The sequence below is a fragment of the Camelimonas lactis genome (assembly GCF_004342915.1).
GTDB classification, from domain to species: domain Bacteria; phylum Pseudomonadota; class Alphaproteobacteria; order Rhizobiales; family Beijerinckiaceae; genus Camelimonas; species Camelimonas lactis.
In genome coordinates, this window is the sequence record NZ_SLWL01000001.1 from 368,053 (window position 1) to 393,257 (window position 25,205).

Annotated in this window: 17 protein-coding genes; all 17 read left to right on the plus strand. The window is 68.9% G+C overall.

The window, feature by feature from the left end; translation table 11 throughout:
- Positions 1–308 precede the first annotated feature (308 nt).
- Positions 309–2,108, plus strand: a complete 1,800-nt coding sequence (locus EV666_RS01620) for a peptidoglycan D,D-transpeptidase FtsI family protein (protein WP_132001984.1) — start codon at positions 309–311, stop codon at positions 2,106–2,108.
- Between the two features lie 192 nt (positions 2,109–2,300).
- Entirely contained in the window at positions 2,301–3,788 is a 1,488-nt protein-coding gene (locus EV666_RS01625; protein ID WP_132001987.1) for a UDP-N-acetylmuramoyl-L-alanyl-D-glutamate--2,6-diaminopimelate ligase, read from the plus strand.
- A 142-nt stretch (positions 3,789–3,930) separates the two neighbouring features.
- On the plus strand, positions 3,931–5,388 hold the full coding sequence (locus EV666_RS01630) for a UDP-N-acetylmuramoylalanyl-D-glutamyl-2,6-diaminopimelate--D-alanyl-D-alanine ligase (protein WP_132001990.1): 1,458 nt from the start codon (positions 3,931–3,933) through the stop codon (positions 5,386–5,388).
- Positions 5,389–5,407: 19 nt separating this feature from the next.
- Positions 5,408–6,511, plus strand: a complete 1,104-nt coding sequence (gene mraY, locus EV666_RS01635; protein ID WP_132001993.1) for a phospho-N-acetylmuramoyl-pentapeptide-transferase — start codon at positions 5,408–5,410, stop codon at positions 6,509–6,511.
- 34 nt (positions 6,512–6,545) lie between these two features.
- Positions 6,546–7,925, plus strand: coding sequence for a UDP-N-acetylmuramoyl-L-alanine--D-glutamate ligase (murD, locus tag EV666_RS01640; protein ID WP_132002778.1), 1,380 nt, complete (start codon positions 6,546–6,548; stop codon positions 7,923–7,925).
- 119 nt (positions 7,926–8,044) lie between these two features.
- Positions 8,045–9,193 carry a putative lipid II flippase FtsW gene (gene ftsW, locus EV666_RS01645; protein WP_132001996.1) on the plus strand — a complete coding sequence of 383 codons (1,149 nt, stop codon included), beginning with the start codon at positions 8,045–8,047 and terminating at the stop codon, positions 9,191–9,193.
- Between the two features lies 1 nt (position 9,194).
- Complete coding sequence (locus EV666_RS01650) at positions 9,195–10,304, plus strand: UDP-N-acetylglucosamine--N-acetylmuramyl-(pentapeptide) pyrophosphoryl-undecaprenol N-acetylglucosamine transferase (protein WP_132001999.1); 1,110 nt, start codon at positions 9,195–9,197, stop codon at positions 10,302–10,304.
- 71 nt (positions 10,305–10,375) lie between these two features.
- Complete coding sequence (gene murC / locus EV666_RS01655) at positions 10,376–11,776, plus strand: UDP-N-acetylmuramate--L-alanine ligase (RefSeq protein ID WP_132002002.1); 1,401 nt, start codon at positions 10,376–10,378, stop codon at positions 11,774–11,776.
- A 56-nt stretch (positions 11,777–11,832) separates the two neighbouring features.
- Positions 11,833–12,768: a UDP-N-acetylmuramate dehydrogenase gene (murB, locus tag EV666_RS01660; RefSeq protein ID WP_132002005.1), complete on the plus strand. Its 936-nt coding sequence runs from the start codon at positions 11,833–11,835 to the stop codon at positions 12,766–12,768.
- Positions 12,769–12,935: 167 nt separating this feature from the next.
- Positions 12,936–13,871, plus strand: a complete 936-nt coding sequence (locus EV666_RS01665; protein WP_132002008.1) for a D-alanine--D-alanine ligase — start codon at positions 12,936–12,938, stop codon at positions 13,869–13,871.
- A 23-nt stretch (positions 13,872–13,894) separates the two neighbouring features.
- Complete coding sequence (locus tag EV666_RS01670) at positions 13,895–14,836, plus strand: cell division protein FtsQ/DivIB (RefSeq protein WP_245514143.1); 942 nt, start codon at positions 13,895–13,897, stop codon at positions 14,834–14,836.
- Between the two features lie 23 nt (positions 14,837–14,859).
- Positions 14,860–16,167 carry a cell division protein FtsA gene (gene ftsA / locus EV666_RS01675; protein ID WP_132002782.1) on the plus strand — a complete coding sequence of 436 codons (1,308 nt, stop codon included), beginning with the start codon at positions 14,860–14,862 and terminating at the stop codon, positions 16,165–16,167.
- A 195-nt stretch (positions 16,168–16,362) separates the two neighbouring features.
- Complete coding sequence (ftsZ, locus tag EV666_RS01680; RefSeq protein WP_132002014.1) at positions 16,363–18,195, plus strand: cell division protein FtsZ; 1,833 nt, start codon at positions 16,363–16,365, stop codon at positions 18,193–18,195.
- Positions 18,196–18,500: 305 nt separating this feature from the next.
- On the plus strand, positions 18,501–19,442 hold the full coding sequence (gene lpxC, locus EV666_RS01685) for a UDP-3-O-acyl-N-acetylglucosamine deacetylase (RefSeq protein WP_132002017.1): 942 nt from the start codon (positions 18,501–18,503) through the stop codon (positions 19,440–19,442).
- Between the two features lie 541 nt (positions 19,443–19,983).
- Entirely contained in the window at positions 19,984–20,835 is an 852-nt protein-coding gene (locus EV666_RS01690; protein ID WP_132002020.1) for an outer membrane protein assembly factor BamD, read from the plus strand.
- Positions 20,836–20,841: 6 nt separating this feature from the next.
- Positions 20,842–22,512 carry a DNA repair protein RecN gene (gene recN, locus EV666_RS01695; protein ID WP_132002023.1) on the plus strand — a complete coding sequence of 557 codons (1,671 nt, stop codon included), beginning with the start codon at positions 20,842–20,844 and terminating at the stop codon, positions 22,510–22,512.
- Between the two features lie 217 nt (positions 22,513–22,729).
- Positions 22,730–25,201 (plus strand): NAD-dependent DNA ligase LigA, encoded by a 2,472-nt coding sequence (ligA, locus tag EV666_RS01700; protein WP_132002026.1) that lies wholly within the window; start codon positions 22,730–22,732, stop codon positions 25,199–25,201.
- Positions 25,202–25,205: the final 4 nt, after the last annotated feature.

Here is a 25,205-nt window from a genome sequence, read left to right on the forward strand (position 1 = left end):
CCGGCGGCAGCCAGCAGCCGTCGCCAGTCGCGCCATCGCACAAGCCAGCCACGCCCGCGGCGAAAGCCGGGCCGGCGGCGCGGCCCGCGCCGAAACCCGGCCATGGCCCAGGGCAGGGCGCTGGGTTGTGGCAGGGGCTACAGGCGTCGGCGGCGCGCATTTTCTCCAGGGGGGGCGCGTCTTCCGGCAAGGCGGCGCCAGATCAGATCGCGGCTGGGCGGGTCCCTTCCGGGCGGACACCGCCTGGCGCTGCTGGCGGAGGGGCCGCCCACGGGGCCGCCGGCCCGTCGCGTTTCAACGCGGCCGCCATGGGGGCCAGCGCCAGGGCGGTGCTGGTCGCAGGCGCCGGCCGGCTGAAAGCCGGGCTGACGCACGGCGGAGCCCTGACATGGCGGAGCTTTTTCCGCGCTGCCCGCGCCATGATCGGCGACATGTTCCGCATGCGCGCCGACAAGGCCAACAGCCGCATCGTTCTCGTTGGCGCGGGTTTCGTCCTCATCTTTGGCGCGGTGATCGTGCGCCTCGCGACGTTCGCCGTCATGCCGCCGCCGGCTTCCGAACGGTATGTGGCCGGCAATACGGTGGGCGTGGCGCGGCCCGATATCGTCGATCGCAATGGCCTGCTGCTCGCCACCGACATCAAGACCTATTCGGCGTTCGCCGAACCGCGCAACATTCTGGACGCCGATGAGGCGACAGAGCTGCTGACGGCGGTGCTGCCGGACCTCAACGCCCGCGAGTTGCGCGAGAAGCTCTCGACGAAAAAGGGCTTTGTCTGGATCAAGCGCGAGCTGACGCCGAAACAGCGCGCCGAGGTGCACCGGCTTGGCATTCCAGGCGTCGGCTTCCTGCCTGAAAACAAGCGGGTGTATCCCAACGGCCCGGTGGCGGCGCACGTGCTGGGCTTCGCCAACGTCGACAACCAGGGCATCGCCGGCATCGAGAAATATATCGACAGCCAGGGGCTGAGGGACCTGGCGGGCCTCGGTTTCGCCAACAACGCCGCCGACCTGAAGCCGGTGAAGCTGTCGCTGGACCTGCGCGCCACCCACGCGGTGCGCGACGAGCTGGTGAAGGGCATGGCCCACTTCAAGGCCAAGGCCGCCGCCGCCATGATCATGGACGTCAACACCGGCGAGGTGATCGCCCTGACGTCCCTGCCGGATTACGACCCCAACAACCCGGTCGATGCGCTGGACAAAGACCGCATCAACCGGATGATGGTCGGCGTCTATGAAATGGGCTCGACCTTCAAGGCGCTGACCACGGCGATGGCGCTTGATTCGGGCAAGGTGAACATCAACTCCAGCTTCGACGCGCGCGGCGGCCTGCATTACGGTCGCTTCACCATCCGCGACTATCACGGCACCAACCGCATCCTGACCGTGCCGGAAATCTTCCTGCACTCGTCCAACATCGGCACGGCGCGTATGGCGCTGGCGGTCGGCGTGGAAGGCCACAAGGCCTTCCTGCGCAAGATGGGCCAGCTGACCCGCATGCAGACCGAGCTGCCGGAAAGCGCCGCGCCGATCGTTCCCGCCCGCTGGGGCGAGCTGAACACCATGACCATCTCGTTCGGTCACGGCCTCGCCGTGGCGCCGATCCAGGCGACGGCGGCGGTGGCGGCGCTGGTGAACGGCGGCAAGCTGATGGCGCCAACCTTCCTGAAGCGCACGGAGGCGGAAGCCGCCAATGTGGGCAAGCAGGTGGTGTCGGCCCAGACCAGCGAGGCCATGCGCTACATCATGCGGCTTAACGGCTACAGGGGGTCGGCGAAGAAATCCCTGGTGCAGGGCTATTATGTGGGCGGCAAAACCGGCACGGCCGAAAAGGTGATCGGCGGGCGCTATGCGCGCAACCGCCTGTTCACCACCTTCATGTCGGTGGCGCCGGCCAACAAGCCAAAGTACCTGTTCCTTACCATCTATGACGAGCCGCAGGGGCTGCCGGAAACCTACGGCTACGCCACGGCGGCGTGGAACTCCGGCGTCACTACCGGCAAGATCATCGCCCGGGTCGCGCCGCTGCTGGGCTTGCCGCCGATTTTCGAGGAGCCGAAGAACCCGTTCCCCAACATGGTGCGGCTCGGCGCCTGGGGAACGCGGTGACATTGGGCCGGGGGCTGCCGCTTCCGGTCTTCCGCCCGGCGGGGTGATCGTGACGGCGCGCCCGTCGCGTCGTCTGCTTCGCGCCTTCCCTTTTGGCGCGCGGCGGTATCCACTTCACCTGAAAACGCTCTATGTTGTCGCCTTGATGCAGACGCGCCGGCTTGCGCCGGGCGGATCAGGAGCAGTTCTTCCATGACCGATACGCCAGTCGCCAGCGCCCCGCCGGTTCCGGCGGGGCTGGAGAAAGTTTTTCCCGGCCTGTTCACTGGCGAGATGGCGGCGCGCACGATCAGCGAGGTCACGGCGGACAGCCGGGCGGTCGTTCCCGGCGCGGTGTTCGTGGCCGTGGCCGGCGCACGGGACGATGGCCGGCGTTTCGTCGCGGACGCGGCGGCGCGCGGCGCCATCGCCATTGTCGGCGAGGGGCCGCGGCCAGATGATCTGCCGCAGGACGTCGCCTGGGGACAGGCGCCCAATGCGCGCCACGCCCTGGCGCTGGCGGCGGCGGCGCTCTATCCGGCCCAGCCGCCATGCATCGTCGCGGTGACCGGCACCGCCGGCAAGAGCTCCGTGGTGGATTTCGCCCGCCAGCTGTTCACCGCCTGCGGTCGCAAGGCGGCGTCGCTGGGCACGGTCGGTGTTATCGGTCCCTCTGGCGCCACGTATGGCTCGCTCACCACGCCCGATCCGGTGACGCTGCACCGCACTCTGGCGACCCTGGCGGCCGAGGGCGTCACGCACCTCGCCATGGAGGCTTCGTCGCACGGGCTCGACCAGCGCCGGCTTGACGGGGTGCGACTGCAGGCGGCGGCCTTCACCAATCTGGGGCGTGACCATCTCGATTATCACCCGGACGAGGAAAGCTATTTCGACGCCAAGGCGCGCCTGTTCTCTGAGGTGGCCCCGGCTTCGGCGGCGGCGGTGGTCAACGCCGATTCCAGCCATGGGCAGGAAATTCTGGTGATCGCCAGCACGCGCGGCATGCGCACCCTGACGGTGGGCGAGAGCGGGGCTGACATCCAGTTGCTGGGATGCGCGCCGGATGGTTTCGACCAGCAGCTGAGCGTCAGCGTCGAGGGCGCCGCCTATGATCTGCGTCTGCCGCTGTGCGGCGACTTTCAGGCGCAAAACGCCCTGATCGCCGCCGGCCTGTGCATCGCCACCGGCGAGGAGCCGGACGTGGTGATGCCGGCCCTGGCCAATTTGCAGGGCGTGCCGGGGCGCATGGAGCGGGTGGCTGAAGTCAATGGCGCCCTGGTCGTCGTCGATTACGCCCACAAGCCCGACGCCCTGCGTGAGGTGCTGAAGGCATTGCGCCCCTTCGCCAGCGGCCGGCTGGTCTGCGTGTTCGGCGCCGGCGGCGACCGCGATCCCGGCAAACGGAAAATCATGGGCGAGATCGCCGCGAAATACGCGGACCAGGCGATCGTCACCGATGACAACCCCCGCTCGGAGGACCCGGCGGCGATTCGCGCCGCCATTCTCGCCGGCGCCCCGGAGGCGCGCGAAATCGGCGACCGGGGCGAGGCGATCGCCACGGCCATCGCCGGGCTGCAGGCCGGCGACGTGCTGGTGATCGCCGGCAAGGGACACGAAACCGGGCAGACCTTTGGCCAGAACGTGCTGCCGTTTTCGGATCATGAGGCGGTGCGCGCCGCCATACGGAAAGCCTCCGCGTAACAGGTCATCGCCGCCCACAGGCGGATTTGTTAAGACCGCCGGACTATAAGTCCGGGCCGGAAGTCGCCGTGAATCATGCGCCGTTTCCTGGCGGACAGCGCGCGCCACATATCCGCTCCGCTTCACATCGCTTCCTTGGAGAATGCAGGGCATGACATCGAAGGCATCGCCGCTCTGGACCGGCGAGGAACTGCGTCAGGCGATGGGCGCCCGCGTGATCGGCGCGCTGCCCGACGCGATCGACGGCGCGTCGATCGACACGCGCACCCTCCAGCCGGGCGATGCGTTTTTCGCCATCACCGGCCTTGCGCGCGATGGGCATGAGTTTGTCGCCGCCGCGCTGGAGGCGGGCGCCGCCGCTGCGGTGATCGACGAGGCGCAGGCCGCGGCGCTGGCGCCGCTGGTCGCGGACCGGGGCGCGTTGCTGGTTGTGCCCGACGTGCTGGGCGGTCTGGAGGCGGCCGGGCGGGCCAGCCGGGCGCGTTCGCGGGCGCGCATCGTCGCCGTCACCGGCTCGGTGGGCAAAACCAGCACCAAGGAAGCGCTGCGGCTGGCGCTGGCGGGCCAGGGCCGGACCCATGCCTCGGTCGCCAGCTACAACAACCATTGGGGCGTGCCGCTGACCCTGACCCGCATGCCGCGCGAGACGGAATTTGGCGTGTTCGAAATCGGTATGAGCGCGCCCGGCGAAATCCGCGCCCTGACCGCCATGGTGCGGCCGCATGTGGCGATCGTCACCACCGTGGCGCCGGTGCATCTGGAATTCTTTCCCTCCGTCGAGGCCATCGCCGACGCCAAGGGTGAGATTTTTGAGGGGCTGGAGCCGGACGGCGCCGCCATCATCAACGCCGACAACCCGCACGCGCCGCGTCTGCGCGCCCTGGCGGAGCGGGCTGGCGCGGCGCGCATCCTGACGTTTGGCGAGGCCGCCGGCGCGGACGTGCGCCTGACCCGGGAGATTCTCCAGCCGGACCTGTCCATTGTCGAGGCCAGCGTTTTTGGCGACCCGGCGACCTGGCGCGTCGGCGCGCCTGGCCACCATATGGTCGTCAACAGCCTCGGCGTGCTCGCGGCGGCGCAGGCGCTGGGCGCGGACGTCGCCCTGGCCGCCCTGGCGCTCGGCCAGATGAGCGCGCCGCAGGGGCGCGGCGAGCGCACGCGCCTTGCCGCCCACGGTGGTGATTTCCTGCTGATCGATGAAAGCTACAACGCCAATCCGGCGTCGATGCGCGCCGCCATCGCGGCGCTGGGCAAGGTGGAGCCGGGGCCGCGCGGGCGCCGCATCGCCGTGCTGGCCGACATGCTGGAGCTGGGCGCGCAGGGGGCGGCGCTGCACGCCGGCCTCGCCGCCGACCTTGAGGCGCATGACATTGATCTGGTCTATGCCGCCGGCCCGATGATGCAGGCGCTGTGGCAGGCGCTGCCGCCAGCGCGCCGGGCGCTGCATTGCGACGCGCCCGCCGGGCTGGAGGACGCCATTGTCGCAGCCGTTCACGCCGGCGACGTGGTGATGGTAAAGGGCTCCAACAGCACCCGGATTTCGCGCATCGTGACGGCGCTGAAGGCGCGGTTCCCGGCCGCTGGCTCCTCCAGGGACTGAACAGAAGAAAGCTTTACCCATGTTGTACTGGCTCGCCGACTTTTCGACGTCGTTCAGCGCCCTGAATGTGTTTCGTTACATCACCTTCCGCACCGGCGGGGCCATCGCCACCGGACTGTTTTTCGTGTTCATGTTTGGCCCGGCGATCATCGCCAGCCTGCGCATCCGCCAGGGCAAGGGGCAGCCGATCCGCACCGACGGGCCGCTGTCGCACCTGTCGAAGAAGGGCACGCCGACCATGGGCGGCCTGATGATCCTCTCCGGGGTCATCGTCTCCACGCTGCTGTGGGCGAACCTCGCCAATCCTTACGTCTGGATCGTGCTGCTGGTCACGGTCGGCTTCGGCGCCATCGGCTTCTATGACGACTACCTGAAGGTGACCAAGCAGAGCCACGCCGGGCTCTCCGGCAAGGCGCGCCTCGCCATTGAGTTCATTATCGCCGCCTCCGCCTGCTTCGCCATCGTCACGGTGGAGCGCAACGCCGGCGGCGGCGCGACGGCGCACATGGCGACCGCGCTGGCCATCCCCTTCACCAAGGACGTGATGCTGGACCTCGGCTGGTTCTTCATCGTTTTCGGCGCCTTCGTAGTCGTCGCCGCCGGCAACGCCGTCAATCTCACCGACGGCCTCGACGGTCTCGCCATCGTGCCGGTGATGATCGCCGCCGCCGCCTTCGGCCTGATCGTCTATCTGGTCGGCAACGTGAAGTTCGCCGATTACCTGCAGATCAATTTCGTGCCCGGCTCCGGCGAGATGGCGGTGATCTGCGGCGCGCTGATCGGCGCCGGCATCGGCTTCCTGTGGTTCAACGCCCCGCCGGCGCAGATATTCATGGGCGACACCGGTTCGCTGGCTCTCGGCGGCCTGCTCGGCGCCATGGCGGTGGCCGCCAAGCATGAGATCGTGCTGGCGATCATCGGCGGCCTGTTCGTGCTGGAGGCCCTGTCGGTCATCATCCAGGTGGCGTCGTTCAAGCTCACCGGCAAGCGCGTGTTCAAGATGGCGCCGATCCACCACCATTTCGAACAGCTGGGCTGGACGGAGCCGCAGGTGGTGATCCGCTTCTGGATCATCGCCGTGGTGCTGGCGCTGGTCGGCCTGTCTTCGCTCAAGCTGCGTTGAGGCGCATTCTTCCATGAACACGAACCAGGATGTGATGACGCCTGTCGCGACGTTCGCCGGCCGCGCCGTGGCGCTGTTCGGCCTCGGCGGCTCGGGGCTCGCCACCGCCCGCGCCCTGCTGGCCGGCGGGGCCGACGTCACCGCCTTCGACGACAACGCCGCCTCGCGCGAGCGGGCGGAGGCTGCGGGGGTTTCCGTCGCCGATCTGCGTGACGCCGACTGGAAAAACTTCGCCGCCCTGATCCTGTCGCCGGGCGTGCCGCTCACCCACCCGGAGCCACACTGGACGGTGAAGCTGGCGCAGGCGGCGGGCGTCCCCGTCATCGGCGACATCGAGCTGTTCTGCCGGGAGCGCGCGGCGCGCGCGCCTCAGGCGCCGTTCATCGCCATCACCGGCACCAACGGCAAATCCACCACCACGGCGCTGATCGCCCACCTGCTGACCCACGCCGGCCGCGAGGTGGCGCTCGGCGGCAATATCGGCACGGCGATCCTGTCGCTGCCGCCGCCGGACATGGGGCGCGTGCATGTGGTGGAGTGCTCCTCCTACCAGATCGATCTGGCGCCGTCGCTCAACCCGACGGTCGGCGTTTTCCTCAACGTGACGCCGGATCATCTCGACCGCCATGGCGACATGACCCGTTACGCGGCGGTGAAGGAACGCCTGGTCGCCGGCGCCGGCACGGCGGTGATCGCCGTGGAGGACGACTGGACCCGCGCCGTAGCCGCCAGGCTGGAGGCGGCCGGCAAGCCGGTCGAACGGGTGCGCAGCGACGCGCCGGAAGCGGACGGCTGGTCGTGCGAGGGGACGCAGCTGCTGCGCCATGGCGTGGTCTTCGCTGACCTCGCCGGATCGTCGTCGTTGCGCGGCCGCCACAACGCCCAGAACGCCCTGGCCGCCAGCGCCGCCGTCGCCGCCCTTGGCGTCGATCTGGCGGTGATCGCCGCCGGGCTCGCCACGTTCCCGGGGCTCGCCCACCGCATGGAGCAGCTGGCGCGGCGCGGCCATGTGGTGTTCATCAATGATTCCAAGGCCACCAACGCCGATTCGGTGGAAAAGGCGCTGGCGGCGTTTCCCTCCGGCGTGTTCTGGATCGCCGGCGGCAAGCCCAAGGTGGGCGGCATCGCTGCTCTTAACGGTTTGTTTGCCAGGATCAGCAAAGCCTATCTCATCGGCGAAGCAACCGAATCATTCGCCGCGACCCTCGACGGGAAAGTCGAATACGCCCGCTGCGGCGCCCTTGACCAGGCGCTTGCCGCGGCCGCGGACGACGCCGTCGCCTCCGGTTTGCCGGAGGCGGTGGTGCTGTTGTCGCCCGCCTGCGCGTCCTTCGACCAGTATCCGAATTTCGAGGCGCGGGGCGATCATTTCCGGCGCCTCGTCGCCGCGTGGCTGGCGGCCCATCCGGGCTGACGCCGTTCCCGGGCCGTGAGGCGCGGGGAGGGGGCCAGGGCGCGGTTTCGCATTGAGCGGCATGTGGCGCGGATGGCCGGGGCCGTCCGTCGCATGCGCCGGAACAGAAAGACACGTCCATGGCGTCGCGCGCCGAACGCACCTATCTGGGGCAGTGGTGGTGGACCGTCGACCGGGTTCTGCTGGTCGCGCTCGGAGCCGTCATGGTCAGCGGTCTGGTGCTGCTGATGGCCGGCGGCCCGCCGGTGGCCGAGCGGCTTGGTCTCAGCACCTTCCACTTCGTCAATCGCCAGGTGTTTTTTCTGGCGCCGGCGCTGATCGTGCTGGTGGCCACCTCATTCCTGTCGCCGCGCCATGTGCGGCGCCTGGCGCTGTTCATTTATCTGGTTTCGATGCTGCTGGTGTTCGCGGCGTTGCAGTTCGGGCCTGAGGTGAAGGGCGCGCACCGCTGGCTGAACATCGGCAGCGTCACGCTGCAGCCGTCCGAATTCGTCAAGCCGGCCTTCGTCATCCTCGCCGCCTGGGCCTTCTCGGAAGGTTCGCACCGGCGCGACGCTCCCGGCACGCTGCTGGCCATCCTGATCCTGCCGGCGACGATCATTCCGCTGATCCTGCAGCCGGATTTCGGCCAGACCATGCTGATCACCATCGTCTGGGCCGGGCTGTTCTTCGTCGCCGGCCTGCACATGATGTGGATGATCGGGCTTGCCGGCGTCGGCGGCCTCGGCATCATCATCGCTTACACCTTCGTGCCGCACGTACGCGCCCGCGTCGAACGCTTCATGGACAAGTCCTCCGGCGACACCTTCCAGGTGGATACAGCGCTGGAGTCGTTTTACCAGGGAGGCTGGTTCGGCAAGGGGCCAGGCGAGGGCACGGTGAAGCGCATCCTGCCCGACGCGCACACGGACTTCATCTTCGCGGTCACCGGCGAGGAGCTCGGCGTCATCGCCTGCATCGTGCTGGTGCTGCTGTTCATGCTGATCGTGCTGCGCGGCCTGGTGCTGGCGCGGCGGCTGGAGGATCCGTTCTGCCGTTTCGCGGCCGTGGGGCTGGTGCTGCTGTTCGGCATCCAGGCCTGCATCAACATGGCGGTGAACGTGCATCTGATGCCGGCGAAAGGCATGACCCTGCCGTTCATCAGCTATGGCGGCTCGTCGCTGATCTCGCTGGCGCTCGGCATGGGCTTCCTCATCGCCGTGACCCGCAAGCGCCCGACCGCGCCCCTGTACGACCGGATTTCCCCCCTCCACCGCAGTGACGCCTGACATGAGCGCCCGTCCCGTTATCCTTCTCGCCGCCGGCGGCACCGGCGGCCACCTGTTTCCCGCCGAGGCGCTGGCCCGCGAGCTGAACGCGCGCGGCCTCAGCGTGGCGCTGGCCACGGACAGCCGCGTCACTGGCCACGTGGCGGAATTTCCGGCGGAAAAGATCTATGAGATCCCTTCCGCCACCCCGTCGCGCAAATCCCTGCCGGTGATGGCCAAAGCGGCGCTGACCCTGGCGCGCGGTTTCTGGCGGGCGCGGGGGCTGATGCGCAAGGAGCTGCGGCCGGCCGTGGTGGTCGGCTTCGGCGGCTATCCCAGCGTGCCGCCGCTGATGGCGGCGGCCTCGGCGGGGGCACGTAGCATCATTCATGAGCAGAACGCCGTGCTGGGGCGCGCCAACAAATTTCTGGCCGGCCATGTGACGGCCCTGGCCACCGGCTTCGCCGAGGTGGGCGGCGTGCCGGACAGCGTGCGCGGACGCATGCACCATGTGGGCAACCCGGTGCGGCCGGCGGTGCTGGAGGCGGCGAAAACGCCGATGCCAGCCTTCGCAGCTGGCGGAACCTTGCGGCTGCTGGCTTTCGGCGGCAGCCAGGGCGCCCGGGTGATGAGCGATATTGTTCCGGCCGCCGTGGCGCTGCTGTCGCCGGCGCAGCGGGCGCGATTGCACGTGACCCAACAGGCGCGTCCGGAGGATCTGGAGCGCGTGCGCGCCCGTTACGCCGGCATGGACGTGGACGCCACGGTGGAGCCGTTCTTCAGCGACCTGCCGGCCAAGATCGCCGCCAGCCATCTGGTGGTGGCGCGCTCCGGCGCGTCCACGGTGGCGGAGCTTGGAGTGATTGGCCGGCCGTCGATCCTCGTGCCGTTGCCCGGTTCGCTGGACCAGGACCAGGCCGCCAACGCCGCCACCCTGTCGGCCATTGGCGCCGCCGTGGTCATACCCCAGCCCGAATTCACCGCCACGCGTCTGCACGACGAGATCGCCGCCCGGCTGGCCGATCCTTCGCTGCTGACGGCGGCGGCGGACGCGGCGCGTGGGGCCGGTATTCCCGACGCGGCCAGCCGGCTGGCCGATCTGGTGATGCAGGTCGGCGGCCTCACGGCCTGAAGCGCCGGCCCATAACAATTGGCAGGACGGGCGTCGCCGTTGAGGCGCCGGGTCCCAACTGGAGAGCACTGATGAAACTGCCGCGCGAGATCGGCCCCATCCACTTCATCGGCATCGGCGGCATCGGCATGTCCGGCATTGCTGAAGTGCTGCACAATCTCGGCTATCGCGTGCAGGGCTCGGACGCCAGCGAGAACGCCAATGTGAAGCGCCTCGCCGGGCTTGGTGTGCGCACCTTCGTCGGCCATGACGCGGCCCACGTGGGCGACGCCGGCGTCGTGGTGATCTCCACCGCCATCAAGCCGGATAACCCGGAGCTGAAGGCGGCGCGCGAGGCGCGCATTCCCGTGGTGCGCCGCGCCGAGATGCTGGCCGAGCTGATGCGGCTGAAGACCTGCGTCGCCATTGCCGGCACCCATGGCAAGACCACGACCACCTCGCTGGTGGCGACCCTGCTCGACGCCGCCAATTTCGATCCCACGGTGATCAATGGCGGCATCATCAACGCCTATGGCACCAACGCCCGGCTTGGCGCCGGCGACTGGATGGTGGTGGAGGCGGACGAGTCCGACGGCACCTTCCTCAAGCTGCCGGCCGACGTCGCCGTGGTGACCAATATCGACCCCGAGCACCTTGACCACTTCAAGACCTATGACGCGGTGAAGCAGGCGTTCCGCTCCTTCATCGACAATCTGCCGTTTTATGGTTTTGGCGTGATGTGCATCGACCATCCGGCGGTGCAGGATCTGGTTGGCCATGCCCTTGACCGGCGCGTCATCACCTATGGCGAGAACCCCCAGGCCGACGTGCGCCTGATCGACGTGGACCTGCGCGGCGGCCGCTGCCGCTTCTCGGTGCAGGTGCGCGGTCCCAAGGGTGGCGACGAGCTGCTGATCCCGGACCTCGACATGCCCATGCCGGGCCTGCACAACGCCCTGAACGCCACCGCGGCCATCGCCGTGGCGCTGGAGCTGGGCGTGACGCCGGACCTGATCCGCAAGGGCCTCGCCGGCTTTGGCGGCGTCAAGCGGCGCTTCACCCGCACCGGCGAATGGAACGGCGTCGCCGTGTTCGACGACTATGGCCACCATCCGGTGGAGATCGCCGCGGTGCTGCGCGCCGCCCGCGCCTCCACCGAGGGGCAGGTGATCGCCGTGGTGCAGCCGCACCGCTACACGCGGCTGGCGGCGCTGTTCAATGATTTCTGCACCTGCTTCAACGACGCCGACGCCGTGGTGGTCGCCCCCGTCTATGCGGCGGGCGAACAGCCGATTGCGGGCGCGGAGCAGCAGGATCTGGTCGACGGCCTGAAGGCGCGCGGCCACCGCAAGGTCGTCGCCATCGCCGGGCCGGAAGAACTGGCCGGCGTGGTGAAGGAGCTGGCGAAGCCGGGCGACTACGTGGTGTGCCTTGGCGCCGGCAGCATCAGCCAGTGGGCTTACGCCCTGCCGGAGCAACTGGGCGCGGGCTGACGCTTCCTGCGTGTGAGAAACGTCCTGCACGACAAATGACCTGCCAGGAGAAGGCAATGAGCGCCATCAGCGGCAATCCGGTTGCGGATATCGTCGCCGGCCTTGACGGCATTCGCGGCGACCTGGAGGCGAACGCGCCGATGGCGCCGCTGTCGTGGTTCCGCGCCGGTGGACCCGCCGACGTGCTGTTCACGCCGGCGGATGCGGATGACCTGGCCAGCTTCCTGCGCCAGCTGCCGGCGCCGGTTCCGGTGCTGGTGGTTGGGCTCGGCTCCAATCTGCTGGTGCGTGACGGCGGCTTTGGCGGCGTTGTCATCCGGCTGGGCAAACCGTTCGCCGCCATCGCGGCGCTGGATGGCCACCGCGTCAGCGCCGGCGCTGGCGCGCCCGACGTCAAGGTGGCCAATGTCGCCGCCAAAGCGGGTATTGCCGGCCTCAGTTTCATGCGCGGCATTCCCGGGGCCATCGGCGGCGCCTTGCGAATGAATGGCGGCGCCTATGGCGGGGAAACCGCCGACGTGCTGGTGGAGGCGCGCGGCGTCGACCGCAGCGGCGCGCTGCGCGTGTTCAGCCACGCCGACATGGGGTTCTCCTACCGCCACAGCGACGTTGCCGAAGATGTGATCTTCACCCAGGCGCTGTTTCAGGGACGCCCCGGCGATCCGGCGGAGATTGCGCGCGAAATGGCGCAGATCACCGACGCGCGCAGCGCCTCCCAGCCGGTGAACACCCGCACCGGCGGCTCAACCTTCAAGAACCCGCCCGGTCGCAAGGCCTGGGAACTTGTGGACGCCGCCGGCTGTCGCGGCCTGCGGCGCGGCGCCGCCCAGGTGTCGGAGCTGCACTGCAATTTCCTCGTCAATCACGGCGGCGCCAGCGCCGCGGATATCGAGGAGCTGGGCGAGGAGGTGCGCCGGCGCGTGCTGGAAAACTCCGGCGTGCGGCTCGAATGGGAAATCCGCCGCGTCGGCCGGGCGCTCCTGCCTGGCTGACCGCATTATCTGGGGTTACGCAGGCTCTTGCGGGAAAGCGGCGCCGCTTTCCTGAAGCCGCCTTGCGATCCCCTGCACCCGGGTTGTGGCGCTGCTGGCGCGTGCGCCACCTGCAAGACCCGGACATTTGGCGTCAGGACGCCGCGGCGTCCGGAAGGAACATGGACATGACAGCGCGGGACACGAGGCATGTGGCGGTTCTGATGGGCGGCTGGGCGGCCGAACGCGAGGTGTCGCTGCGCTCGGGCGCGGCGTGCGCGGCGGCGCTGGAAGGCGAGGGGTTCCGCGTCACCCGCGTCGACGTGGGCCATGATGTCGGCGCGCGGCTGGCGGATCTGAAGCCCGACGTGGCGCTGAACGCCCTGCACGGGCGCGGCGGCGAGGATGGCGTCATCCAGGGCGTTCTGGAGACCCTGCGCATTCCCTACACCCACTCCGGCGTGCTGGCGTCGGCGCTCGCCATGGACAAGGGCCGCGCCAAGACGGTGCTGGCCGCCGCCGGAATTCCGGTGGCCGAAGACCGGGTGGTGACCCGCCAGGAGGCCGCCGCCGGCCACCTGCTGCCGCCGCCCTACGTGGTGAAGCCGGTGGCTGAAGGCTCATCGTTCGGCGTGATCATCGTCCGCGAAGGCCAGTCGCATCCCTCCCAGGAGCTGCTGCGGCCGGACTGGCCCTATGGCGAGCGGGTGATGGTGGAAAAATACGTGGCGGGACGGGAGCTTACCTGCGCCGTGATGGGCGACAGGGCGCTCGATGTCATCGACATCCGCACCAGCGGCCAGGCCTTCTACGACTATGAGTCAAAGTACGCCAAAGGCGGCTCCACCCACATCCTGCCGGCGGACGTTAAACCAAATATTTACCGTCTTGTACAAGAGTTGTCCCTCAGGGCGCATCAGGCGCTCGGCTGCCGCGGCGTAAGCCGCGCGGACTTCCGGTGGGACGATACGCCCGGTGGAACCGGGGATCTGATCTGCCTGGAAGTCAACACGCAACCAGGCATGACCGAGACGTCCCTTGTTCCCGAGATGGCGGCTTACGCCGGGTTCTCTTTCGGTGAGTTGATGCGATGGATGGTGGAGGACGCCTCCTGCGATCGGTAACGTCGGGACTGCCCGGCGCCGGCATGTCGGCGATGGCGGTGAGCCACGACGGCCGCACGGTTCCGGTCGATCTCGACGCGCTGTCGGGCCTGCGTCGCAACCGCCTGCCATTCCTGCGCAAACTGACGCGCCGCGGCGTTTCGAAGCCGCTGGGCGCCCGCATCCCCCGCTTCTCGGGCACGGTGCTGCTGTTCGGCTTCATGACGCTGGTCGGCGTCGGCGGCTATTACATGGGCGGCAATGACGTCGCCTTCCGGGAAGCCTGGGGCGAACCGCGCGACGCCATTGCCCGCGCGGTGGGCCTCGGGGTCGACCGGGTGCAGATCTCCGGCCTGGTGGAGTTGCGCCAGGAGGAGGCGCTGAAGGCCGCCGGCGTCACCGATCGCACCTCGCTGCTGTTTCTTGACGTCACCGCCGTGCGCGAGGCGCTGGAAAAGCTGCCGCTGGTGAAGGAAGCAGCGGTGCGCAAGCTCTACCCGGACGAACTGTCGATCACCATCACCGAGCGCAAGCCGGCGGCCCTGTGGCAGAAGAACGGCGAGCTGTTCGTGGTCGCCGCTGACGGCACGCCGATCGACCGCGTCACCGACATGCGTTTCGCGCGCCTGCCGTTCGTGGTGGGGGAGGGCGCCAATCTGCGCGCCGGCGAATACGCCGCGCTGCTCGACGCCGCCGGCCCGTTGCGCGAGCGCATCCGCGCCGGCTCGCTGGAAGCCGGCGAAAACTGGACCCTGACCATGGACAACCGCGTGCGGGTGAAGCTGCCGTCGGGGGAAGCCGCCCGCGAGGCCCTGGCCCGGCTCGCCATTTTCGAGCGGGAAAGCCGGATTCTCGAAAAGGACATCCTGCTGGTGGACATGCGCGTTCCCGATCGCGTCATCGCCCGCCAGAGCGTGGAGGCCGCCGCCGCCCGGGCGGACATGTTGAAGAACAAGGCGAAACAGAAGGGGGGCGTCGTCCTGTGAACCACCATATCATCACCCCCCGGATGAAGCCGCTGTCGGCGCGTCGCAGCATGACCCTGTCGGTGCTGGACGTCGGCACCTCCAAGATCGTCTGCATCATCGCCGAGCTGAAGCCGGTGGCGGACGGCGAAGCGTTGCCAGGGCGCACCCATATCGCGCGTGTGCTCGGCATCGGCCACACACGCTCCGCTGGCCTGAAGGGCGGCGCCGTCGTCAACCTGGAGGCGGTCGAGCAGTCGATCCGCCATGCGGTGGACGCCGCCGAGCGCATGGCCCGCGTCGAGGTGCAGTCGGTCATCGTCAATCTCACGGGCGGCCGCCTCGGCTCGTTGAAGCAGAGCGCCGAAGTCGATGTGCGCGGCGGCTCCGTGGGGCTGCGCGACGTGGAGCGGGCGCTCTCGGCGGCGGCCCAGCAGGGCATGCGCCAGGGACGCGCCGTGCTGCACACCCTGCCGACGGGTTTCGCCGTTGACGGACAGGGCGGCGTCGTCGATCCGGGCGGGCTGCTCGGCCAGCGCCTCGGCGTCAACATGCACATCGTTTCGGCGGACGCCTCCGCTGCGCGCAACCTGATGCTCGCGGTTGAGCGCTGCCATCTGGACGTGGAGGCCGTGGTGTCCACGCCCTACGCCTCGGGGCTTTCCTGCCTGGTCGACGATGAGGCGGACATGGGGGTTGCGCTTATCGACATGGGCGGCTCCACCACCTCTTTCGCGGTGTTCGCGGGCGGCGCGATTGTCCACACGGACGCCATCGCGGTCGGCGGCCACCACGTCACCATGGACGTGGCGCGCGGCCTGTCCACCCGCATCGCCGCGGCCGAACGCCTGAAGACCCTGTACGGCTCCACGGTGATGACCCCGGCGGACGAGCGTGAACTGATCGCCGTGCCGCTGGTGGATGAATTCGAGCGCGACATTCCCAATCACGCGCCGAAATCGCAGCTGACGCGGATCATCCAGCCGCGCGTCGAGGAAATTCTCGAACTGGTGCGCGACCGCCTGCGTCATGCGGGGCTGGGGGCGGAAGCCTCGCGCCGCATCGTGCTCACCGGCGGCGCCAGCCAGCTCAACGGCATGCATGACGCGGCCCGGCGCATTCTCTCGGCCGGGGTCGCGCCGGCGCGGGTGCGCACCGGCCGTCCCCTCGGTGTGAAAGGTTTGCCAGAAGCAGCCAAGGGCCCGGCTTTCGCTGCGGCAGTGGGGCTGCTGGTTTATCCCCAGGTCGCGCATGTCGAACATTTCGAGCCGCGCGCCAGCCACAGTTACGCGAGAACGGGCTCGGATAACTATTTTGCGCGCGTGGGACGGTGGATCAAAGAGAGTTTCTGAAGCATGATTATGGTTACCAATCCTGCTTCGAGATTGAAAAAATAATCAAATCAGACACTTGCGGGCAAATCAGCTGATTCGCCCCCCGGTGTGGGATCTCAGGATGAATCCGTGTTTTCGGTGCGGCGGCCGAAGACCATTCACATTCCGAAGGGGGCGCGCAGCCGGCGCCGTTCTGGAAAGAGGCAATTTCAAATGGCGATCCAGCTGCAGGTTCCGGACATCCGCGAACTGAAGCCCCACATCACGGTGTTTGGCGTCGGCGGGGCCGGCGGCAACGCCGTCAACAACATGATCGAAGCAGGCCTTGAGGGCGTGGAGTTCGTTTGCGCCAACACCGACGCCCAGGCTCTGGCGTCGGCGCGGGCCGAACGCATCATCCAGATGGGCATCCAGGCGACCGAAGGGCTGGGCGCCGGCTCCCAGCCAGACGTTGGCCGGGCCGCCGCCGAGGAGGTGATCGACGAGATCCGTGACCAGCTCTCCGGCGCGCACATGGTGTTCATCACCGCCGGCATGGGCGGCGGCACCGGCACCGGCGCGGCGCCGGTCATCGCCCGCGCCGCCCGTGATCTGGGCATCCTGACCGTCGGCGTCGTCACCAAGCCGTTCCAGTTCGAGGGCTCGCGGCGCACCCGCGTCGCCGAGGCCGGCATCGCCGAGCTGCAGCAGGCCGTCGATACGCTGATCGTCATCCCCAACCAGAACCTGTTCCGCGTGGCCAATGAAAAGACCACGTTCGCCGACGCCTTCGCGATGGCCGACCAGGTGCTGTATTCCGGCGTGGCCTGCATCACCGACCTGATGGTGAAAGAGGGCCTGATCAACCTCGACTTCGCCGACGTGCGCTCGATCATGCGCGGCATGGGCAAGGCGATGATGGGCACCGGCGAGGCTTCCGGCGACAAGCGGGCGATCAACGCCGCAGAAGCCGCCATCGCCAACCCGCTGCTCGACGACGTTTCGATGAAGGGCGCGCGCGGTCTGCTGATTTCGATCACCGGCGGCCCCGACCTGACCCTGTATGAAGTTGACGAGGCGGCGACCCGCATCCGCGAGGAGGTCGATCCGGAAGCCAACATCATCCTGGGCGCCACCTTCGACCAGTCGATGGAAGGCCTGATCCGCGTCTCCGTCGTGGCCACCGGCATCGAGCCGGCCGCGATCTCCGAGGACGCCGACATCGTCGCCACCGAAAAGAAGATCGCCGAGGTCGCCGAGCGTCTGCGCACGGAAGCCCGCATGCGCGCCAACCAGGCGCCGCCGTCGATCCGCTCCACGGTCACTGCGCCGGCTCCGGCCTCCGAGGCCGCCGCAGCCTTCGCGCCGGTGCCGCCGGTCGCCGCTCCGGTCGCGCCGGTCGAGGCCGTCGCCCCGGCCGCGGACGTCGCCGCCCCGGCGCCGGTCCAGGCCGTCGCCGCGTCGCAGCCGGCTCCCGCCCCGGTTCAGGCGCCTGTCGCGGCGGCCCCGGCTCCGCAGCCGGCGCCCGTGGTTCGCCCGGCCGCGCCGGCGCCCAGGATGGCCCAGCCGCAGATGGCCCAGCCGCAGGCTCCGCAGCCGCAGCCGCAGATGGCGCAGCCGCACGCTCCCGAGGCCGAGCTGCACCAGAACCACTTCATCCCGCCACAGGCCGAACGCGTCGTTCGCCCGGCCCGCATGCCGCGCGTTGATGAACTGCCGCTGCCGGCCCAGAACCAGCTGCGCGCCAACCGCCCGGAGCATGAGTACGAGCCGGAGCACGAGACGCGCCGCATGTCGCTGCTGCAGCGCATCGCATCGGTCGGTCTTGGCCGTCGCGAAGAGCATCACGCCGCGCCGCACCACGCCGCGCCGCACGCCGCGCCGGCCCCCCAGGCTCCGCGCCATCCGGCCGCCGAGAACCCCTCGCCGGTGCACGCCGAATACGGTCGCCGTCCGGCTCCGGCGCCGCAGCATCGCCCGGAGCAGCCGGCCCCGGCGCCGCAGGGGCGTGGCTTCGAAGATGACCAGCTCGAGATTCCGGCCTTCCTGCGTCGTCAGGCGAACTGATTTGACCTGACGTGAGCACGGCTGTAACAGGCTGTTAACAATGATTGCGACCCCGGCCCTGGCCGGGGTCGCGGCGTTTTGAAAACCTTTTGTTAATCAATTGGATAGGCATCGTTCACATCCGATGTTTTTCGTAACAGAACGTAAGAAAGCGTGATTTGGCCGATGCAGGGCGCCGGACTATGTTCCTGCTCAGAAAACAGGGTTCCGGCAGCGCTGCTGCCCCAACGGCGCCCTGATGGCAGACAGCAACGGACAGACGCCGGCGCGGCGCCCCCGCAGCGACCGGAAGTCAGGAACGCCAGATGAAAGCCAGCCGGCAAACCACGCTTCGCTCCCCCATCGTCATCACCGGTAACGGCGTGCATGGCGGGCAGCCTGTCCGGATGACCCTGCATCCGGCCCCGGCCTTCAACGGCGTGACCTTCCTCCGCACCAACCTGGCCAACGGCCACGAGCGTCTTCTCGAGGCGCGGCACCTGGCTGTTTCGGCCACCGCGCTCTGCACCGTGATCGGGGATGAGGAAACTGGCTCCGTCGCCACCATCGAACATGTGATGTCCGCGCTCGCCGGTCTTGGCGTCGATAACGTGTGCATCGAGATCGACGGCCCAGAGGTTCCGATTCTCGACGGCAGCGCCGCCGAATATGTTGACGCGATCGAGCAGGTTGGCGTCGTCGAGCAGGCGGCTTTCCGCCGCGTCATCCGCGTGCTGCGTCCGGTGCGCGTCGAGATGGGCCGCGCCTTCGCCGAAATGCGCCCCTACGAGCGGGGTTTCCGCCTCGATGTCGAGATCGATTTCGACACGGCGGTCATTGGTCGCCAGCGCATGGTGTTCGATCTGTCGCCGGCCGCCTATCGCCGCGAGATTTCCCGCGCCCGCACGTTTGGCTTCATGCGCGACGTCGAAGCGCTGTGGAAAGCCGGTTTCGCGCGCGGCGCCTCGCTGGACAACACGGTGGCCCTTGGCGACGACGGCGTGCTCAACCCGGAAGGCACGCGCTGGCCGGACGAGTTCGTCCGTCACAAGATTCTCGACGCGGTGGGCGACCTGTCGCTGGCCGGCGGCCAGATTCTTGGCGCCTATCATTCGTTCTGCGGCGGTCACCGCCTCAACTTCATGATGCTGGAGGCGTTGTTCGCCGATCGCGCCAATTACGCGATCATCGACACCGCGCCGCGCCGTGAGGTGGGCCATGCGGAAGCAGCCGTCGCCGCCGCCGCCTTCGCGCCGACCATCAACTGACGCGCCGCAACCGGGGATTCTTCCGGTTGCCGGTTGCGCGGCGCATCTCTCAGAAGCGGCGCATCTCTCGGAAACAGTGGACTGTCGGGCGCTGGCCGGAGCGACGTTTCGCTGTCGGGGCTGGCCCGCATCGTCTGCGCCGTTCCGGGCGGGCTCGATCTGACCCGGTTTTTTTTTTGCGCTTGCCGGACATGTTCGGTCTGGCGCCCGGTTCCAACCTCGCTGGGGACGGCCGTTATTCCGGCCTGCCGCTGGCTGGCGGGGAGGGGCGGCGCGGCGCCGGCGCCACGTCGGCGCGTCATGTCCCGCGAATTCGCAATGGCGAGGGGCGCGCGGGGTTGGCGTGGCCAGCGAGTTCAGGATAAAAGCGTTGGCAGAACGCGTAGCCAGGCGGCTATGCCCATGTCGCCCAGCGGGCGTTGTACAGGTAACAGATGGCTCCGGCTGGTGATCGCCGGGCCAGACGCGCCGGGCCGGCGCGGAAAATGGCTGAAGGGAACGTCGCGGCATGCGTCTCGGATATTCGTTCAGGGCAGCTTCCATGGTGAGCGCTCGGGTCTTGCTCGCCGCCGTCGCCGTCACAAGCCTGGCTGCTTGCAGCGAGGGCCTCGACAAGTTCAACCCGTTCGCTGACGAGAAGTACAAGCCGGAGAAGGTGGTCGATACGCCGCCGGACCAGCTTTACAACGATGGCCTTGCCCGCGCGGCCAACGGCAATTTCGTTGGCGCGGCGAAGAAGTTCGATGAGGTCATCAAGATCCATCCGCATTCGGCCTACGCCAAGCAGGCGCTGCTGATGTCGGCCTACGCCAACTATGAAGCCGGCGCCTATGACGACGCCATCGGCTCGGCGAAACGCTACGTCACCCTGTATCCGTCCGACAAGGACGCCGCCTACGCCCAGTATCTTCTGGCCATGTCGCATTACTCCATGGCGCCGGATGTGTCGCGCGACCAGGAGCAGGCGGAGAAGGCCGGCCAGGCCCTCAACGATCTTGTGACCCGCTATCCGAACTCCGAGTACGTCAAGGACTCGAAGTGGAAGATCCAGGTCATCCGCGACCAGCTCGCCGGCAAGGAGATGGAAGTCGGCCGCTATTATCTGAACCGTCGCAACTACGGCGCGGCCATCAACCGCTTCCGCGTGGTGATCAGCCGTTACCAGACGACCCGCCACGTCGAAGAGGCGCTTGAGCGTCTGGTCGAGGCCTATATGGCCATGGGCATCGTCAACGAAGCGCAGACCGCCGCCGCCGTGCTGGGCCATAACTTCCCCGACAGCCCGTGGTACAAGGACGCCCACACCCTGCTGACCAAGGGCGGCCTTGCGCCGCGCGAGGACAAGGGCTCGTGGATCAGCCAGGCTTTCGGCAAGGCCATCAGCCTGAACTGACGCGTCATGCTCGCCCAGCTGTCGGTCCGAGACATTGTCCTGATCGACCGGCTTGACCTGACCTTCGCATCGGGTCTGAGCGTGCTGACGGGTGAGACGGGCGCTGGCAAGTCCATTCTGCTCGACGCCTTTTCGCTCGCCCTTGGCGGGCGGGGCGACGGCGGCCTCGTCCGGCACGGGCAGGCCCAGGGGCAGGTGACGGCGGCGTTCGATCTTCCCCTCGCGCATCCGGCGCGCGCCGCCGCAGCGGCGCAGCAGCTGGAGGTCGACGGTGATCTCATCCTGCGTCGCCTGCAAATGGCGGACGGGCGCACGCGCGCGTTCATCAATGACCAGCCGGTGAGCGTGCAGATCCTGCGTGCGGTCGGGCAGGAACTCGTCGAAATTCATGGACAGCACGACGACCGGGCGTTGATGGACCCGGCGTCGCATCGGGCGATTCTCGACGCCTTTGGTGGCCTCGCCAGCCAGGCGGCCCGGGTGGCCGACGCCGCGCGCCGGCTGCGCGCCGCCGAAGAGGAGCGCGCCGCGCGTCTCGCCGCCATCGAAGCGGCCCGCAAGGAGGCGGACTTCCTGCGCCATGCGGTGGAGGAACTGGGCAAGCTGGGGCCCGAGACGGGCGAGGAAGAACAGCTCGCCGCCCGGCGCCAGGCAATGATGCAGGCGGAAAAGGTGGTGGCGGAGCTGAACGAGGCGCATCAGGCGCTCTCCGGCCACGCCTCGCCGGTTCCCGTGCTCTCCGGCGCCATGCGGCGGCTTGAGCGGCGGGCTGACCAGGCGCCGCAGCTGGTCGAGCCGGGCATCCGCGCCCTCGACGCGGCGCTGGTGGCGCTGGAGGACGCGGCCGGCGTGCTGGAGCAGAGCCTGGCCGACGCCGAATTCGATCCGCGTGAGCTGGAGCAGACCGAGGAGCGGCTGTTCGCCCTGCGCGCCGCCAGCCGCAAGTATAATGTGGCGGCGGACGACCTGCCGGCGGTGCTGGCCCGTTTCGAGGCGGAGCTGGACAATCTCGACGCCGGCGAGAAGCATCTGGACGCGCTGGGCGCCGCGGTGGCCCAGGCCGAGGCCGACTATGTCGCCGCCGCGCGCAAGCTGTCCGATGGCCGCCGCAAGGCCGCGACGGCGCTGGACAAGGCGGTGTCGGCGGAGTTGCCGCCGCTGAAGCTGGAGCGGGCGAGGTTCATCACCGAGGTGGACAGCGACCCGGAGGCGCGCGGGCCCGACGGTTTCGACCGGGTGTCGTTCGTGGTGCAGACCAACCCCGGGGCGCGGCCCGGGCCGCTGATGAAGGTGGCGTCTGGCGGCGAGCTGTCGCGGTTCATGCTGGCCCTGAAGGTGGTGCTGGCCGACAGGGGCTCAGCGCCGACCCTGGTGTTCGACGAGATCGACACCGGCGTCGGCGGCGCCGTGGCCGACGCCATCGGCCAGCGGCTGGCGCGGCTGGCCGGCAAGGTGCAGGTTATCTGCGTCACCCATGCGCCGCAGGTCGCCGCCCGGGCGGGGCACCATTACCTGATCGCCAAGGAGCCGGTGGCGAAAACCGGCGCCATCGCCACCCGCGTGGCGGCGCTGGAGGCGCGCCGCCGCCAGGAGGAAATCGCCCGCATGCTGGCGGGCTCGACCATCACGGAAGAAGCCCGCGCCGCCGCCGCCCGCCTGCTCGACGGGGCGGGCTGAGGCAACGGGCAGGCGTTTCGGGCGCCTGTTTCCGGAGCTTGGGCATGGTTGGGCGCCGACGCTGGGGCGTTCAGACATGATGCGGCGTGGGGCGCTGCGCGGCGCGGGTTTTGCGATGGCTGGCTTCGCCGGGTACAAGGCGGCGGCTGGCGTGGAAGCGCGGAAGCGTGGAGACGCGCCGGCGGGGACGCCACAGACAATTTGCGCGAGGCAGGACATGGCCAGACAACCGACCGATGCGCGCCCTGCCGGCGCGCCGCCTGTGGACGGGCTCGATCTGATCGCGGCCGGCGAGGAGCACGCCGCGCTGGGGGCGGAGATCGCCCGCCACGACGCGCTGTACTATCGCAACGACGCACCGGAGATTTCCGACGCCGAATACGACGCCCTGCGTCGCCGTTATGAGGCGATCGAGGCGCGTTTTCCAGAGTTGCGCACGGCCGAAAGCCTGTCGGAGAAGGTTGGCGCCGCGCCGTCGGATACGTTCAGCAAGGTGCGCCACGCCGTGCCGATGCTGTCGCTGGGCAACGCTTTCAGCGACGCCGACGTGGAGGATTTCGTCGGCCGGGTGCGGCGGTTCCTTGGTCTTGCCGACGACGCGCCGCTGCATGTCACCGCCGAGCCGAAAATCGACGGCCTGTCGATCAACCTGCGTTACGAGCAGGGCGAACTGGTCAGCGCCGCCACGCGCGGCGACGGCGAGGAGGGCGAGGACGTCACCGCCAATGTGCGGACCATCGCCGGCATTCCCCATGGCATCACCGCTGACGACATGCCGGCGGTGTTCGAGGTGCGTGGCGAAATCTACATGCGTCACGCCGATTTCGCGGCGCTGAACGAACGGCAGCAGGCGGCGGGGCGGCCGGTGTTCGCCAATCCGCGCAACGCCGCCGCCGGTTCGCTGCGCCAGAAGGATCCGGCGATCACCGCCAGCCGGCCGCTGGCGTTTTTCGCCTATGCGTGGGGCGAGGCGCCCGTGCTGCCGGCGAGCACGCAGATGGGCGTGATCGACGCATTTGCGCGCTGGGGCCTGCCGGTCAATCCGTTGACCGTGGTTTGCGACGGCGCCGCCGACCTGCTGGCGCATTACCGCGATATCGAGGCGCAGCGCGCCACGCTCGGCTACGACATCGACGGCGTGGTCTACAAGGTCAACGATCTGGCGATGCAGCGCCGGCTTGGCTTCGTGGCCCGTTCGCCGCGCTGGGCCATCGCCCACAAGTTCCCGGCGGAACGGGCGACCACCGTGCTGCACGATATCGACATCCAGGTAGGCCGCACCGGGGCGCTGACGCCGGTGGCGAAATTGCAGCCGGTGACGGTGGGCGGCGTCGTGGTTTCCAACGCCACCCTGCACAATGAGGACGAGATCGTCCGCAAGGACGTGCGCATTGGCGATACGGTGGCGGTGCAGCGCGCCGGCGACGTGATTCCCCAAGTGGTCGGCGTGGTGCTGGACAAGCGGCCGGCCGGTGCGACGCCGTTCGTTTTCCCTGACCATTGCCCGGCCTGCGGCAGCCACGCGGTGCGGGAGATCAACCCGCGCACCGGCAGGCAGGACGTGGTGCGGCGCTGCACCGGCGGCCTGATCTGCCCGGCCCAGGCGCGGCAGCGGCTGAAACATTTCGTTTCGCGCAACGCCATGGATATCGATGGCCTCGGCGAGAAGCAGATCGACATGCTGTTCGACGAGGACATGGTCCACAGCCCGGCGGATATTTTCCGCCTCGACGGCGAGGCGGTGAAGGCGGCGGAGTTTCGCCGCCGCCAGGAGCTGTCGGCGAAGCGGAATGGCGATGAGGCCGATGCGGGGGAGGGCGACAGGCCCGCGGCGCGCAAGGCGAAAACCGCGCCTGAGTACAAATCCGTCGACAAATTGCTGGAGGCGATCGATGCGCGGCGCGCGCCGCCGCTCGACCGGTTCCTGTTCGCCCTTGGCGTCCGCCACATCGGCGAGGCGACCAGCCGGGCGCTGGCGCGCAAATATGGCTCCATGGCGGCGCTGCTCGCCCGCATCGATGAAGCCATCGCCGGCCGGCCGGGCCTGGCGCTGCACCGGTTGCAGGCGGTGGAAGGCGTTGGCCCGACTTCGCAGCAGCGGCTGTTGCAGATGGCGGGCGAGGGCGGCCTGCCCATGGAAGCCCTGCGCCGGGCGCCGGCCGGCAGCCTCAAGGCCGCCGGCCTGAACAAGAAGGCCGTGGACGCCATGCTGGCTGAATATGGCGATGGCGAAGCGCTTTACGCCGCGCTGCAGGAGGCGGCGGCGCACCAGCCCGGGCCGGCCTGGACGGAGATGGCCGGGTTGCAGGACGTGGGGCCGGTGGCGCTCGACGCGTTGCTCGACTTCTTCTCCGACGAACACAGCCGCGCCGCCGTCGAGGATCTGCTGACCCAGACAACGCCGAAGCCGCTGGAGATCGCCGCCGCCGCCAGCTCGTCCATCGCCGGCAAGACCCTGGTGTTCACCGGGACGCTGGAGCACATGACCCGATCAGAGGCCAAGGCCACCGCCGTGCGGCTTGGCGCCCGCGTCGCCAGCTCGGTCAGCCGCAGCACCGATCTGGTGGTGGCCGGGCCGGGCGCCGGCTCCAAGCTGGCCGAGGCGCAGAAGCTGGGCGTGGCGGTGATGAGCGAAGCCGAATGGCTGGCGACCCTGCCGCCGGATTTCGCGGGCAAAGGACAGGTTTGACGCC

Bases quoted from the DNA above. Each gene is read 5' to 3' on its own strand.
- EV666_RS01620 (WP_132001984.1), top strand. From the start codon at position 309: ATGGGGGCCAGCGCCAGGGCGGTGCTGGTCGCAGGCGCCGGCCGGCTG.
- EV666_RS01625 (WP_132001987.1), top strand. From the start codon at position 2,301: ATGACCGATACGCCAGTCGCCAGCGCCCCGCCGGTTCCGGCGGGGCTG.
- EV666_RS01630 (WP_132001990.1), top strand. From the start codon at position 3,931: ATGCAGGGCATGACATCGAAGGCATCGCCGCTCTGGACCGGCGAGGAA.
- mraY (WP_132001993.1), top strand. From the start codon at position 5,408: ATGTTGTACTGGCTCGCCGACTTTTCGACGTCGTTCAGCGCCCTGAAT.
- murD (WP_132002778.1), top strand. From the start codon at position 6,546: ATGACGCCTGTCGCGACGTTCGCCGGCCGCGCCGTGGCGCTGTTCGGC.
- ftsW (WP_132001996.1), top strand. From the start codon at position 8,045: ATGGCGTCGCGCGCCGAACGCACCTATCTGGGGCAGTGGTGGTGGACC.
- EV666_RS01650 (WP_132001999.1), top strand. From the start codon at position 9,195: ATGAGCGCCCGTCCCGTTATCCTTCTCGCCGCCGGCGGCACCGGCGGC.
- murC (WP_132002002.1), top strand. From the start codon at position 10,376: ATGAAACTGCCGCGCGAGATCGGCCCCATCCACTTCATCGGCATCGGC.
- murB (WP_132002005.1), top strand. From the start codon at position 11,833: ATGAGCGCCATCAGCGGCAATCCGGTTGCGGATATCGTCGCCGGCCTT.
- EV666_RS01665 (WP_132002008.1), top strand. From the start codon at position 12,936: ATGACAGCGCGGGACACGAGGCATGTGGCGGTTCTGATGGGCGGCTGG.
- EV666_RS01670 (WP_245514143.1), top strand. From the start codon at position 13,895: ATGTCGGCGATGGCGGTGAGCCACGACGGCCGCACGGTTCCGGTCGAT.
- ftsA (WP_132002782.1), top strand. From the start codon at position 14,860: ATGAAGCCGCTGTCGGCGCGTCGCAGCATGACCCTGTCGGTGCTGGAC.
- ftsZ (WP_132002014.1), top strand. From the start codon at position 16,363: ATGGCGATCCAGCTGCAGGTTCCGGACATCCGCGAACTGAAGCCCCAC.
- lpxC (WP_132002017.1), top strand. From the start codon at position 18,501: ATGAAAGCCAGCCGGCAAACCACGCTTCGCTCCCCCATCGTCATCACC.
- EV666_RS01690 (WP_132002020.1), top strand. From the start codon at position 19,984: ATGGTGAGCGCTCGGGTCTTGCTCGCCGCCGTCGCCGTCACAAGCCTG.
- recN (WP_132002023.1), top strand. From the start codon at position 20,842: ATGCTCGCCCAGCTGTCGGTCCGAGACATTGTCCTGATCGACCGGCTT.
- ligA (WP_132002026.1), top strand. From the start codon at position 22,730: ATGGCCAGACAACCGACCGATGCGCGCCCTGCCGGCGCGCCGCCTGTG.